Origin of the sequence: Methanosalsum zhilinae DSM 4017, assembly GCF_000217995.1 — an archaeon.
Lineage (GTDB): Archaea > Halobacteriota > Methanosarcinia > Methanosarcinales > Methanosarcinaceae > Methanosalsum > Methanosalsum zhilinae.
Genome location: NC_015676.1, coordinates 697,696 through 711,952 on the forward strand (window position 1 = coordinate 697,696; position 14,257 = coordinate 711,952).

The 14,257-nt window shown below is 38.3% G+C and carries 11 protein-coding genes; 2 read left to right on the plus strand and 9 right to left on the minus strand.

The features are described from left to right. Window positions 1–8: 8 nt before the first annotated feature. From MZHIL_RS03280 to MZHIL_RS03300, 5 genes are all read right to left on the minus strand, one after another. Window positions 9–983 (minus strand): AAA family ATPase, encoded by a 975-nt coding sequence (locus tag MZHIL_RS03280; RefSeq protein ID WP_013897948.1) that lies wholly within the window; start codon window positions 981–983, stop codon window positions 9–11. Between the two features lie 57 nt (window positions 984–1,040). Beyond that, on the minus strand, window positions 1,041–1,997 hold the full coding sequence (locus MZHIL_RS03285; protein ID WP_048815460.1) for a DUF7502 family protein: 957 nt from the start codon (window positions 1,995–1,997) through the stop codon (window positions 1,041–1,043). A gap of 6 nt (window positions 1,998–2,003) precedes the next feature. Next, the gene (gene pheA, locus MZHIL_RS03290; protein WP_013897950.1) at window positions 2,004–2,885 is read right to left on the minus strand and encodes a prephenate dehydratase; all 882 of its coding nucleotides are present in this window, start codon (window positions 2,883–2,885) and stop codon (window positions 2,004–2,006) included. Between the two features lie 108 nt (window positions 2,886–2,993). Then, window positions 2,994–5,651: a cation-translocating P-type ATPase gene (locus MZHIL_RS03295; protein WP_013897951.1), complete on the minus strand. Its 2,658-nt coding sequence runs from the start codon at window positions 5,649–5,651 to the stop codon at window positions 2,994–2,996. Window positions 5,652–5,751: 100 nt separating this feature from the next. Next, entirely contained in the window at window positions 5,752–6,381 is a 630-nt protein-coding gene (locus MZHIL_RS03300) for a class I SAM-dependent methyltransferase (protein ID WP_013897952.1), read from the minus strand. Window positions 6,382–6,546: 165 nt separating this feature from the next. On the opposite strand from MZHIL_RS03300, the gene MZHIL_RS03305 reads away from it, so the two are divergent. Then, the gene (locus MZHIL_RS03305) at window positions 6,547–10,599 is read left to right on the plus strand and encodes a DUF7286 family protein (protein WP_013897953.1); all 4,053 of its coding nucleotides are present in this window, start codon (window positions 6,547–6,549) and stop codon (window positions 10,597–10,599) included. Further along, the gene (locus MZHIL_RS03310) at window positions 10,596–11,207 is read left to right on the plus strand and encodes a sarcinarray family MAST domain-containing protein (protein ID WP_013897954.1); all 612 of its coding nucleotides are present in this window, start codon (window positions 10,596–10,598) and stop codon (window positions 11,205–11,207) included. The genes MZHIL_RS03305 and MZHIL_RS03310 overlap by 4 nt, the downstream gene beginning before the upstream one ends. A gap of 82 nt (window positions 11,208–11,289) precedes the next feature. On the opposite strand, the gene MZHIL_RS03315 is transcribed toward MZHIL_RS03310, so the two are convergent. The 4 genes from MZHIL_RS03315 to MZHIL_RS03330 form a co-directional block, all read right to left on the minus strand. Next, entirely contained in the window at window positions 11,290–11,505 is a 216-nt protein-coding gene (locus tag MZHIL_RS03315) for a hypothetical protein (protein ID WP_013897955.1), read from the minus strand. Between the two features lie 531 nt (window positions 11,506–12,036). Beyond that, window positions 12,037–12,453, minus strand: a complete 417-nt coding sequence (locus MZHIL_RS03320; protein WP_013897956.1) for a molybdopterin dinucleotide binding domain-containing protein — start codon at window positions 12,451–12,453, stop codon at window positions 12,037–12,039. Beyond that, window positions 12,453–13,712 carry a formylmethanofuran dehydrogenase subunit B gene (locus MZHIL_RS03325; protein WP_048815621.1) on the minus strand — a complete coding sequence of 420 codons (1,260 nt, stop codon included), beginning with the start codon at window positions 13,710–13,712 and terminating at the stop codon, window positions 12,453–12,455. Before MZHIL_RS03325 ends, MZHIL_RS03320 begins: the two co-directional genes overlap by 1 nt. Before the next feature lie 43 nt (window positions 13,713–13,755). Beyond that, the gene (locus MZHIL_RS03330) at window positions 13,756–14,214 is read right to left on the minus strand and encodes a (Fe-S)-binding protein (protein ID WP_013897958.1); all 459 of its coding nucleotides are present in this window, start codon (window positions 14,212–14,214) and stop codon (window positions 13,756–13,758) included. Window positions 14,215–14,257: the final 43 nt, after the last annotated feature.

A 14,257-nucleotide genomic window follows, 5' to 3' on the forward strand; every position in this document is an offset into this window, starting at 1 on the left:
ATACTAATTTATTTAACTTTGGAAAGGATCTCGCCAATAACCTGCTCTGCAGTGATTCCTCGTCTTTCGGATTCAAATGTAAGGACCAGACGGTGTCTAAGTACTGGATATGCCATTTTTTCAATATCTTCTGCATTTACATAATTTCGCCCGTGAATTAATGCACGGGCTTTGGCTGCAAGGATAAGTCCGATTGAAGCCCTTGGAGAGGCACCGTATTCTATATGTTCCTTCCATTCTCTTGTAGACATTACAATTTTTATGACCCGGGATTTGAGGTCCTCAGATATTGGAATTTCACGTGTAAGTCTCTGCAGGTAGAACAGTTCTTTTTTTGTGATTGCTTTCTGAACCTGGGGTATATCTATCAATGTATATCTGTTTACTATTTCAAGTTCCTCTTCAAATGATGGATATGTCACCTGTATTTTGAACAGAAATCTGTCAAGTTGTGCTTCCGGAAGCGGAAATGTACCTTCCATTTCTATCGGGTTCTGAGTTGCCAGCACAAAGAATGGTTTATCCAGGACAAAAGTTTCATTTCCTGCAGTTACCTGTTTTTCCTGCATTGCTTCAAGAAGTGCGGACTGGGTTTTTGGGGATGCACGATTGATTTCATCTGCCAGAACAATATTAGCAAAGACTGGACCGGGTTCGAACTTGAATTTTTTTGTCCCTCCAATCTCTTCTACAAAATGGGTTCCTGTTATATCCGCAGGCATCAGGTCAGGAGTACACTGAATTCTGCTAAACGAAAGGTCCATTGTTTTTGATATGGTGGAAATGGTAAGTGTTTTTCCAAGTCCGGGATTACTTTCTACAAGTGCATGACCATTGCAAAGTATTGCAATGACTATCTGTTCTACCGATTCTTTCTGACCGACAATAACCTTCCCGATTTCACCAAACAAAGAAGAGAACATATTTCCTGAATTATTATATATTTGAGATAGCTGCGGATCATCATTTTCAAATGAGTTCATTTTTATTTCCTCACTACATTATTTTCTCAGACTGGTACATTGTGTATTATTAGGTAATTACTCTTTTGACATTTCCTCAAAGTATGCTTTTATCAGACCTTCATACCCCTCCGGCAGATCTTCATAGTATGCAGGTGAGGACATTACATTAACCTCATGGGCCGAAGATGGGACAAAATCAAATATCTGCGGTTCTCCCTCCTCTTCTCTGGCAAATCCCATACCACTTCCCGGAGGTATTGTAAGATCCACATCTTTGCCTTCAACAACAATTATCGTTCTTTCTCCATCAGGCAGCTCTGGTGCATCTGTTTCATCAGTAGTGTCGTCTCCTACAGGCAATGGATCGCTTGGATCATCATTTATTCTTGGAATAAATGGGATTCTTTCTCCATATTCTATTATACTCTCAGGTGCAAAATCTGTACGCGTATCAGTAGCTGTGATGTATACGAGTACAGAAGTTAAAGCAAGTAGCGTAAGAACAGTTACCTTGATTCTTTTTTTGTTCAGAAGGTCTGAAGGCTTTATTGCTTCCTTTTTATTTGAAGCTGCATTTGATTCCGATTTTTTGAAGCCGGAAATATCTTCAGAAACTCCTTTTATCAGGTCAGAGACCACTATATTTGTTTTTTCACGGTTATCATATGCTGTTTTTAACCTATCTTTAAGTATGGAATATCTCGATTCCAGCAGATCCATTGAATTTAGATAGTTCTTTCGAAAATGCAATACTGATACCAGGATCAGAGAAATTATAGCAACTGCGATAATTGATGCAACTGTGTCAAAGGAGATGGCAATATCGTATAGATAGTAGGTTCTTCCTGCATATATTTCAAGAAATGATATAAAGGCAAAAAGTTGATTGATATTAAATATGTAGAATATAATATAGAGTACAACTGAAATAATTAAAAAATCCATAAATATATAGATATATCGGTATTTCTTAATCGCAGAATCGTATTTTTGAATCAGGTCGTCAAATTCCATCTTCATTCTCTTGGTCATTTTCTCTTAATTATCTGTTTGTTCCGGATAGTGGTGTATGGGATATGAACCCAGAACCTTAATATTTTTTACTTTCATGGCTACACCATCAATGGCTTCTTTTATGTCCTTCTCATTTATGCTGCCATTGAGGTCTATGTAGAAAACATAGTCTCCAAGGCCTTTTTTTGATGGCCGTGATTCAATGCGTGTCAGGTTTATATCTCTGGAGGCAAATTCTCCCAGAATTGTGTAAAGAGCTCCAGGGCTATCCTTTTCAATATATACTATAATTGATGTTCTGTAATCTGGCCCATCAGGGGTTATAAGATCTGCTGTGATATTCTTTATCTCTTCAGATAGATCAGGGGATGAGATGACTATGAATCTAGTATGATTATTTTTTTTATCCTGGATATCTGTGATAAGAATTTCAAGTCCATATTTATCTGCAGATTCACGTGATGCAATTGCTGCCATCTCAGCAAATTCATTGGAAAGTTTTGCAGCATGTGAGGTGCTTCCTGTAGTTCTTATTTCAGTATTTGGAAAATTTGATTTAAGGAATTGTCTGCATTGGGCAAGAGCCTGTGGGTGGGACAGGATTATTCTAATATCATCCAATGTTCCTTTTGAAAGCAGGCAATGCTGAATGGGAACAACAACTTCTCCAACTATAACGACTGAAGATTCCAGCAACTGGTCCAGTGTGATCCCAATAGAACCTTCAATTGAATTTTCGATAGGTATTATGCCAGCATCTACTGTCCTGTCCTGAACGGATTCAAAAACATCCTGAATATCTTGATAATATACAATTTCCAGGCTGGTTACATGTCTGCTTTTGCTCCATTCATCTACTGCCTTTTGTGAATATGAGCCAGCCGGACCCAGCGCTCCAATGTTCATGCTCTTCAATTAACTGTTTATTTAAAATAACTTTTGATAGGTTTGAATATATTTGAACCTATCAACCGGATACGCTGAGGTTTTTATAAATCCACTGATAAGCTTACATCATTTCCAGTTATTTTTCTTATACAGATATTTTTCAAATTCAATTATAAAGAACACCGTACTCCCAACAGGTATTATGTACATCAGGTGTTCAAGTGTTAGCGGTGCTGTTCCAAAGATGAAATTCATTGTTGGATGATATGTAATCAGTGCCTGTAAGGCTATTGTGACTAATATTCCAAGCCACATATATCTGTTAGATAAAATATCTCTGAAGACATATTCATACATTGATTTTGCGTTGAACAGATAGAATATCTGGAAACAGAATACAGTATTTAAGGCAACTGTCCTTGCCACATCAATATCCATGGAATTTTCAAGTTCCAGGAAAAAGAGTGAAAAGGCCCCTGTAACCATCAGGAGGCTTACAAGTGCAATTCTTCTTTTGATTATTGGGATCAGAAGTGGCTCATCAGTTGGTCTTGGTGGTACATTAAGAAGTCCTCTTTCCCGTTTTTCCATTGCAATCGGAATACCAAGACATACCGCAGTAACCATGTTTACCCATAGTACCTGGACTGGCAGGAGCGGTAATGTCAGTCCAAGCAGTATTGCCAGTACAATGATCAGAGCCTGTCCACCATTGGTCGGAAGCAGCCATACAATGATTTTCTGGATCTTGCTGTATACATCCCTTCCTTCCTCCACAGCAGCAACAATTGATGCAAAATTATCATCTGCAAGAACCATATCTGATGCTTCACGGGCCACTTCTGTACCTGACAATCCCATCGCAATTCCAATATCCGCATTTTTGAGTGCCGGAGCGTCATTTATTCCATCACCGGTGACTGCAACCACATCTCCCCGGGATTGCAGAAGCTTTACAATTCTTAATTTATGTTCCGGACTTGTCCTGGCAAAAACTGACACATTTTCAAACGCTTTAAGCATATCCTTGTCAGACATTTTATCAATGTCACTGCCGGTTATTGATCCTTCGGAATCAATGCCAAGCTTTCTGGCAATTGCACTTGCTGTAAGTGAGTGATCACCTGTAATCATTATTACTCTGATACCTGCAGATTTGCATTTCTTTATAGATTCCTTGACTTCTTCTCTGGGCGGATCAATCATTCCCTGCATCCCTACAAATACCAGATCTTCTAACTGGGACGGATCTATTCTTTCTGTACCGTCTTCCATCTTCAGATAGGCCATTCCAATGACACGCAGTCCCATAGATGCCATTTCATCTGCTTTTTCTGAAATTTTTGCAAGATGTTCTGCTTTAAGATCCTTAACACTTTCACCATCAAAATAGAACTGGGACATCTCAAGTATTTTTTCAGGAGACCCCTTTACATAAGCAATTTTTTCTCCTTCTTCGTTTTCATGTAATGTAGCCATATAACGCATTTCAGATTCAAAAGGTATAACATCCAGCCTGTGATCGTGGAACTTACCTGCTTTTTTGGCAGATACCAGGAGTGCCCCTTCTGTGGGATCTCCATCAATTGTTTCATCTTTGTATGATGCATCATTACAAAGAAATCCAGTTTTGAGTGTTTCTACAAGAACCGGATCTTTTAGAGGGTCAACTTTTTCTCCTTCTAAATTAAAATCTCCCTCAGGGGAATAGCCTGCTCCAGTGACTGAATAGATTCTCTCATTTGCAGTGTATATTTTTGTAACAGTCATTTGATTTTTTGTAAGAGTTCCTGTTTTATCCGAACATATTACAGTTGCAGAACCAAGAGTTTCAACAGAGGGCATTGATCTGATGATCGCGTTTCTTGAGGCCATTGCCTTTACTCCAATGGCAAGAGTTATAGTCAGTGTTGCAGGAAGACCTTCAGGAATAGCAGCTACTGCAAGACTTACCGAGGCAAGAAACGTTTCCAGAATATCCAGCTCTCTGAATATACCTGCAAGAAATGTAAATGAAGCCACTGCAATTATGGCTATAGAGAGTAAAATTCCGAAACTTTCCATCTTTTTAATAAGAGGAGTTTTAATTTCTCTGCTCTCTCTAATTGACTCGGATATACGGCCAATTTCTGTATGGTTCCCTGTTGCTGTGACTATTCCTCTTCCAATTCCCTGATGAATGTAGGTGCCTGCAAAGGCCATATTTTTCTGATCCCCAGGGGAAACATCCTTCTTTTCAACCGGATCAGTTATTTTTTCAACCGGGACCGATTCTCCTGTGAGTGGTGATTCATCACAGGTGAAGTTTTTAATATAAAATAGGCGCAGATCTGCAGGAACCCTGTCTCCTGCTTCCAGTAATACAAGGTCCCCTACCACAAGTTCTCTGCTGGAAATTACTTTCCTGTCCCCATCTCTGATAACGGTGGCTTCAGGAACCATCATCTCAGAAAGGGCCTCAAGGGCACGTTCTGCTTTTCTTTCCTGAATGAACCCGATGATCGAGTTTGCAAATACAACTCCAAGAATTACTGCTGAATCTATGTGTTCTCCTAAAAGAAAAGTAATTAATGATGCTACCAGCAGGATATATATGAGTGGACTTGCAAACTGTTTTGCAAATTTATAGAGTGGACCGTGTTTCTTCTTTGTTTCAATCTCGTTATATCCATCTCTTTCAAGCCTGTTTTTAGCTTCCTGATCCGTAATTCCCTCTTGATCACTTTCCAGTAGTTCAAAGACCTCATCTACAGGTCTGTGATACCATTTAACCTCTCCACCCATACATCACATTATATGCTGCTATGCATTAATAATTCTTTTGTATACAATTCATCTAACAGGATAATCCAGCCTGAAAAGCATATATTTGAGGGTGTTTATTTTATTTTTCAGCAATCATAACGATCCAGTTTTTTTCAGGGATCTCATGTATTTCAGCTGATGAATAGCCTGCTTGATACAGGTAATTCCTGTATTCCTCTGGTTTATAGTATTTCATTCCTGTACTTTGGGCATATCTGCTATTTCTATCCTTAAATTGTGGGTGATCGTATACTTCATTGACAACAAGAAGGATACCTTCATTTTTTAATGTTCGATGTATTTCCCTGAAATTTTCTATAAGATCCGGCCAGAAATAACAGGTCTCAAAGGCACATGCAACATCAAAAGTAAAATTTTTAAAAGGAATACAAGAAACGGATCCCTGTAATACTTGTATCTTTCCTGAATCTATGAGTTCTTTATTGACATCCCTGGCCAGTTTTACCATTTCATCTGAATAATCTATTCCGTAAACTTTACCTTCGGGGTTTAGTGAAGAAAGTACCTGCAGTGACATCCCGCCACCAAATCCAATATCCAGTATTGTTGATCCTGGCATTAATTCAATGTGTTCTAATCCCCACATCCATAGCTGCTGGTGACGTATGTTCATCTCTTTCCCAATAACTTTTCCTTCAGGACCTGATGGCCTTCTGCATTGTTGCAATCTCTTATCTAGTTCACTCATGATAGATCCTTATGTAACTGTTCCTTAACATCTGTTTTGCCTTTATGGTACTTATTTCGCTTAACATATTAATTTCTATACATAATTAACTAAAAAAATAAAAAGAGTTATATGTCTGAGATCATATCAATAAAGAAAATTACAATGTTATTCTGGATGTGAAATATGCCAAAAATAAGAATAATTGATTACTTTAAAAATGATCATGGGTATGTACCTTTTACAATTATTGGAATTGCTCTTGTGCTCGTGGCAACTCTTACTTCTGCTTATTTCTTTTATACTGATCATGAGATTGCAATGACAATTCATACAGGACAGAAATCAGACCCGGAAGAATATGTAATTGCCTGTGCTGCCTCGGATCTTTCCCGTGCTCTTAACTATGCCGGCATTGAGGCCATGTATTGGCAGGGTAAAAATCCGGTCATCAAGCATGAAGGCGCTCCTGAGGGGATCACTGGAACCAGTGGATTCGAAGTCTCGGTAGGTAGAGAAGAGATAGAACCCGGAGAAAGAGTAAAGATCTCAGCAGTGCTTCCAAGAGCTTTAAAGTATCCTGAACCTTTAATTGGCACAAATAAAGAAATTGAGATAATTTTGAAGGATTCTACAGAGAATACCATAGGTTATTTTAACTACAGCAATCCTCTCAATTTATTCTCTCCTACTTTTCTAAATGTTTTTGTCGACACATCACATGACACCAGGCCTGGTTACGGATCGGTTCAACTGCTCTATGATGGGGAGTTAAAAGCAACCAGCTGGTTTATTGCTGGCTCTGATCATGTTAAAGATATTATAGCTCACAGATTCAGTTCTCTTATAAGGCAAAATTATCAGGAAGATCTTTACAAAATTAATACATATTCATTTAATGTTAATCCGGATGTCCGTCCGGAACAGATAGTTATCAAAAAGGTTAATGGAACAAGGGAAGGTTCTGGACAAGGATATGGAGATGAAATATCTGATCAAATGTATACTCTATACTATATCATCGAAGTGAAAGGTTTGGAATATATACTGTATGATCACAAAACCGGTGAAGATATTACCGGCTCCTTTGATGTTTCCACGACTGTAAGATCAAGAAAACCCCTGCTCTCAGAACTTGTATCCGAGTATGAAGCGTCACTGAACTCCGGTTTTGTTCCGGAAGCGGTTCAGGGAATGGTAAATCTGCGAACCCTTACATATGGTCCATGGCAGCGTTATGGCAATGGTCCGCTTAATATACTTACCAATCCGTCTCTGGCAGCAATAGTCAATGCTGCAGCCCTGCACTCCCAAAAACGTACTTTTAATTCAGTTGATCCGTGGGCAATGACCTACTCTGCATATTTTGCAGGAAAGGTCATTCAGGAGGATATTATGAGTAACTCGATCCACTCCAAAGGGTCTGAAAATAGAACCTCTGAGGTGAATGATATTTATGAACAGATAACAGTGGGTCAGGATGGAATACTGGATCTTATAGAAGAGCCTGGACTGGCAATTCAGAATACTGATTCCACTTTTGAAACTGTGAATAGCAAATCAAAGATCAGAGTTTCAGCTTCGGATTATATATCTGAGGTCGTCGATGGCTGGATTTTCAGAGATCAACAATGGCCTGGATCCCTTGATCTGGTCCATGAAATAACGCAGGAGATTTACTCCGTTGATGTAGAGGCGCAGGTCTACCGCGAAGGCTTTGATGAGATCTTACCAACAGATTCGCATACTTCAGGTGCTCTAGAGTCATTTTTTTATGGAACGCATAAGATCAGATGGGATGCATCATATATTTCTTCAGGTACTCATAATGGAGCGATTCATCCCTTCTATGAATGGGAAGATACAGAAAGCAGGAGTTATGCCAGCAGAATGAACCCATCTATAAATCCACCACGTGGAAGTATTACAGATTGGAAGATCACGGGTGCATCTGTCAAACTGGTTTCTGCTGAAATTGGTGATGTACAGGTCAGTCCAGATTATTACCCAAAGGAGCACAGAATGCTCGATCACCATAGAAAATATGGTTTTCTTGAATGGGAGGAGTATATTTTTGATTGGGATATCGAATATCAGGTAAGTTATCTGATCAGGACAACATGGGATATCGAATATGACTTCACCTATAACTATAGGTGGGTGGAATTTGAGGGATACAGTGATCCTGTTAACAGGACTGGTCCGATGTACAGCATACATCATGGTAGTGGAAGTGGATCTGATTCGTGCCGTGTAAATAAGAATGATCTGATTTCATTTACCCATATACAATCTGAATCTGAGAATGCAATCCTCAATTTTTATCGTTGTTCCCCGGCCGGGGAATACAATGGAATTTACCAATATCAGGAAATGATTGAGAACGAATATCATAAAACGTATGTATATGTCAACGGTGAAAAAATGATTGATATGTCATTTTCAGATGCTGCAGACATATATTCTTCAAAATATGTAGATATGGATGATATTCATGGAAAGTACTGGCTGTATCATGACGGATGTTATCTTGAAAGAAATACTGTAAAATGTAAGGTTCCAGACTGGCTCCACCGGATTATGGCTGAGGAAATAATGATTATGATCAATCGAATTAGATCTGACGATCCCGGCTATGAGATGTCATTGCTGGAAAACCGGGATAAAAATCCTTCAATTATGCAAAAAAAGGCTGCAAATAAGTTAATTAAATCCATGGAACAGGATAGATATGACTATATATCAGGTTCCTGGTCAGGTGATGGGGAATTGATGCATACTGCAAGTGATGCCTGTCGATATATAGCTCTTAATGAGGCATATGGGAAGATTTTGAAAGATATAGAGGAAAAGAATACAGCGATTGAAGAGGGATTTGATTCTTACATATTTGATATGACAGGATCAGATAATAGAAATGTCTGGGATATAGATAGCACATCCTCTACTTCTCTATCAATATTTGGGGACCCTTCAATATCCATGGTTTCTTCTTTCATTCAGAAGAATACAGGAATCACAGATTTCATAAATATTACAGGAGAACCTGATAGCAGATATCACTGGAATGAAAATATATCTATTCTGGTTGACCAGTATCCACATTATCTTTATCATGATCCGGATTTTGATCTAAAGGAAGAATATATGTGGAGGGATGAACTCACTGGCAAAGTCATATATCCGCTGGGAGTAAGAAACACATGTGTATTTTCATTTCAATTTGCAGAAGATCTGAGCAGCATTATTGAAGGTAGCACAAATCCGGCAAAATCTGCAGCAAAGGACATGGTTGGCCAAAGTATAATCCAGATCAATTCACAAATCACATACCTTGAAAAAGCGCTTTCAGATGAAGGTGAATCTATGGATACATCTACACTGAATTTGAAACTTGATGAATTAAAATCGATATATGGGTCAGATACCCGAAAAAAGATACCTATAAAAATTTCAGAAGAAGTATGTAGTGATCCGGTACTGTCATCTAAAATCGAATCTGGAATTGTACATGATGCTGTATCGAATCATCTAGCTTACATGAGCAATGACGAACTTATTCAAAATGCTGCAGACGGCAACCTGTCTGAAGAATTGTCTATTATTCTGAGAGATAGGGTCCGGAAAAATAGCAATTATGAAGATGATGAACTGGAAGCTATACTGTACAGACTTGATTCGGATATAAGGATAGGTATTGCAACCGGGGTTTCAGAAACGGTTTTAGAAAACAGTGATGCTATAGACTTTCTTTTTGAGGAGATACAGGATGAACTGGAGTGTCTTCTGGATGATGCTGCAGATATAGCAAATGAAAGGATAGGCCATGAAATCTCAAACAGACTGAAAAAATCTATTAAATATGTGCCATCAGGATTGCCCCTTATACCTTCTCATTGGGCTTTTACAGTAAATATGTGGACCTATGATGTGGTTGGAAAATATAAATATTTCAAAATAGTTGATAACAGCAATAAAGCAATCATGCATCCCCGAAAAGGGCATATTGGTCAGGAATACGTCCGGCAGGATTCTGTGGTATATCATCCTATCAGAACCGATGAAGATGGATATCCGGTCAAACTGGGGGAAAATGAAGGAATACGTTTTCATTTTGGAGGATATGCTGCTACAGTTGTGGGTCCGGGACCGGCTGGAGTTGGTGACAAAACCGGAGGCAGAACCGAGAAGTCTGAAGGTTATGATGAACTGATCTTAGAAATGGAGGACTCAATATGAAGGTGAATAAAATATGTATTTTTATAGTAGCTCTGACTCTATTGATCTTTTTGTGTACCCCAATAAGTAGTTCCAGCAACAAGCCTGGGGATATACAGGTATATTACAATGGTGTTCACCTTCCGGGAGACAATGTTGCAGAACCAACTTTGAAGATTGGAGAACCATTTAATGTCAGAATCAATTTTACAGTATACGGGGACTATAAGATATATGTTAAGCTTGATGACTATGGAGACAACTATTTTGTAGTACAGGATGGTCCGTCTCCAGTTGGTATTTATTCAGATGTGATACTCAGGTCAGATGAATGCCATGCATTCGAATGGACAGTATATCCAACTGATAAATGGGCAGGAGGCTTTATTCCTCTGGATTTTCACTATTCAATGGTTGAAAGAGGGAATCATGTTCCAGTGGCACACGGTGCATTTACCGTAGCCTATCCTTACATAAGCCATGAACATTATGATGAAGAACCAGATATCAACAGATCAAAAATACCATCTGATAAATTCAATCAAAATTCATTATTTAGAACAGCTCTTTCTCTGATCCGCTCATTACCAGATATTATCTGGATAAACCGTGGAATTAATGTGATCTAATAGAATTATCTGAAAACAAAATCAAGTTGAAACATCTAATAGGTGGCGTTTTCAACTCTCAAAAAGAAGAACAGGTAGTTATTCATCTGAACTCATCTTCGAATTCCATAGCATCCAGTATATCTTCCCAGTCGCCCAGAATTTTTGAAATATCTGCTTTTTTAGTTTCATCATAGATTTTTACCATTCTGTTCAGGTCATTCTGATTGACTGCTGCAAATATTACATCGATCAGTGCGCATTTGCCCAGCTTGTTTAAAGCTTCTGCTTCTTCTTCTGTTTCTATGATTAATTTCATATTATGTACCTCTATTCAGGTCATTTTGCACCAGCATTTATTCACACAACACAGAATATATATTTTAATTATTTGGTACCCACAGGTTAACAGGAATTTTTCCGATAAATAATATATATTTCAGGGCGATGTATCCCTGAATATATCAAAAACTGATGAGTAACAGAATAGTATGTATTTTAAGCTTAAAGCATAAGAAACTTACTGATATTCTTTTTGCTTCTTCTGCTTGATACTTTCTTTTATAAATTTCAAGTCCTGCTTTAATTGAGCCCGGTTATATTCACTCTTTTGTGAAAACCTCATTTCAATCACCTATTCAAGCATTTACATATCCTATGCTTAACGCCTGTTCAGTATCCGTTCCAAAATCTTAAATTAGTTTAAACTCTAAAGTAGACACCTATTCTATTTTAAGAACCACCCCTAGGATCATCTCAATTCATTGCTAATTAGATATTTTTATTTCTATATAAACTCAACGAAATATGAACTATATCAAATAATTTATTTGCTTTGCAGGGAAACGCTTTACCTGCCGAAATTTAAAAAATTCCTGATAGGAGTTATATCTTTATCTCCTGCACTTCTTATGCTCGCTTTAATATGTTTATACCTAGGAACTCCATTGTCATTATCGGTTACCTGCACCAGTGCATTTGACCATGGACTATTTGGCATATAAGCGACATTTTCATGCGCAATATCGCTATCTGATTTCATAACTTTGACGATGACTTCTCCAGCAGGGGACTTAAGATACACTGCTGCTCCTTCCTTTAAATTCATTTTTTTTATGTCTTTCATATCCATTTTCAGGATTGCAGAACGCTGCTTGTATTCATCGCTGAAAACTGATTTTTCCAGAGCACAACTCTGGAATATATCCCTGTATGTAATGATTGTAATGTCGTATTCCGGTGATGAAAGGTATTTACCAAAGTCCATCAGAGTTCCTCCATTATTCTTTCTATGATCTGTTCGTCGCAAAGACTATTACCGGAGACTGCTGGATTGAACTGGACATTTTCACCGTCCATTCTAATGGCGCTCCCACTGCATTCAATACTGCTTATGGCTGAAGGAATTACCACATCCGCAATTTTTGTGGTCAGGGTTTCACATGGGTCAATAACGATCAGAGGTATGTTTTTAAGATGTTCTGCAACAAAACCCGGCATACTTATCAGAGGATCAGACCCGATTATCATTGCAGAATCAACTTTTTTATTCCTCAACTGCTCGATAACTGAATATTCCGGGCCATGCCTTACAATGACATCATTCATATTTTCATTTATTTCAAATTTCACTCTGTTTATGTATCCGGTTTCAGTGAATAGATTTTCATTGAATCCTCTCATATTGTAATGTCCTACCATGGGCAAAAGATGGAAATTGGATGTTTCATTTAGTTTGGATATCAATTTTATTATAGGTTCTATATCATTGAGGGAATATACCAGTCCAAGTCCTGCAAAAATAACTCCAAACTTTGCTTTTTTGAGTGCATTTGCAAGCTGAAGTATTCTTTTTGTATCCATATCAAAGGAGACCTTTGGCACTTTTCCGGCAATAGCAGAAATGATCGCTTCTATCAGTTCTTCATCTTTTCCCGCCGGAACCGCATAAAAATTATCTCCGCACAGGATTGCAGTATGGGACATGCGCACGTCAACTGCAATTGCTTTTCTGTCAACATCCCAGCCACGCTGGCGTTCTTTGCCACGGGGATAGTATGCGAATTTAGAGTTGTGACGTGGATGGGAGTTTGCAGGATCCGCTCCCCAGTACACAATAACATCAGCATGGTTTCTGACATCATCAAGGGTGCATGTTTTGATCCTGTCTTCAAATATAGCTTTAAGAATCGGACCCTGGCAGAAAGAGGAAGTATCATCCAGTATTGCACCTGTTTTTTTTGCCATCTCAATAGCCTTTATCTGAGCTTCATTTGTAGAATTTCCAAGTCCGAATATTAACGGATTGGTTGAATTTTTGAGTATATGAGCAGCTCTGTTGATAGCTTTATCAACACTCTCTTCTTTTCCATCAACCCTACAGATAGAATCACTGTCTTTTTTGATTCGGGATACACCTTTTATGCATGCGGTATTTACCTGAGTGATCCTATTGTCTTCTACTTTTATTTCAATATCATCACATAAGAGTGAACATCCCGGGCATACATGATAATTCTCGTTCAGGGGAATCACCTCAAATACATAAAATGATCAGCAGCATCTTTACTTATACGAATTCAATTGCCTTTGTAGGACATGTTATGATACATGCATTGCAGAGTATCTTCTCATCTCCATAGCGGCGACATTCATGTAAACTGGAAGTTCTGACGATTCCGTCAACAACTTTCAGAATAACCTTTTCGCTGGTTGGAGCTTTTCCAATTGCAGTTCCCTTTGGATCGTATGAGACGTTCACAGGACAGGCAACCACGCAATTTCCACATCCTGTACATCTCTCTTCATGAACTATAAGTCCGGTTTCAGAGACATCACCTGCAGGCTCTATTAGCTCAGATAGTTTCTGGTAATTGTCCTGAAACTTATCTTCCAGTAGTGGGGGACAGTCATCTATACTCATCTTTCTGGAAAATAAATCTACTGCAAAGGCCATACATGTGGATTTACCACATTTTTTACAGTTTGTTTTTGGCAGAAGATTATATATTTCCATCACATTTGTCATATCTATAACACCTTCAGCTCGAATTAATGGATCATATTTATAT

Excerpts from the sequence above, each read along its gene's own strand:
- MZHIL_RS03330 (WP_013897958.1), bottom strand. The coding sequence starts at position 14,214 with ATGACAAATGTGATGGAAATATATAATCTTCTGCCAAAAACAAACTGT.
- MZHIL_RS03300 (WP_013897952.1), bottom strand. The coding sequence starts at position 6,381 with ATGAGTGAACTAGATAAGAGATTGCAACAATGCAGAAGGCCATCAGGT.
- MZHIL_RS03305 (WP_013897953.1), top strand. The coding sequence starts at position 6,547 with ATGCCAAAAATAAGAATAATTGATTACTTTAAAAATGATCATGGGTAT.
- MZHIL_RS03280 (WP_013897948.1), bottom strand. The coding sequence starts at position 983 with ATGAACTCATTTGAAAATGATGATCCGCAGCTATCTCAAATATATAAT.
- MZHIL_RS03295 (WP_013897951.1), bottom strand. The coding sequence starts at position 5,651 with ATGGGTGGAGAGGTTAAATGGTATCACAGACCTGTAGATGAGGTCTTT.
- MZHIL_RS03310 (WP_013897954.1), top strand. The coding sequence starts at position 10,596 with ATGAAGGTGAATAAAATATGTATTTTTATAGTAGCTCTGACTCTATTG.
- MZHIL_RS03285 (WP_048815460.1), bottom strand. The coding sequence starts at position 1,997 with ATGACCAAGAGAATGAAGATGGAATTTGACGACCTGATTCAAAAATAC.
- MZHIL_RS03320 (WP_013897956.1), bottom strand. The coding sequence starts at position 12,453 with ATGGACTTTGGTAAATACCTTTCATCACCGGAATACGACATTACAATC.
- pheA (WP_013897950.1), bottom strand. The coding sequence starts at position 2,885 with ATGAACATTGGAGCGCTGGGTCCGGCTGGCTCATATTCACAAAAGGCA.
- MZHIL_RS03315 (WP_013897955.1), bottom strand. The coding sequence starts at position 11,505 with ATGAAATTAATCATAGAAACAGAAGAAGAAGCAGAAGCTTTAAACAAG.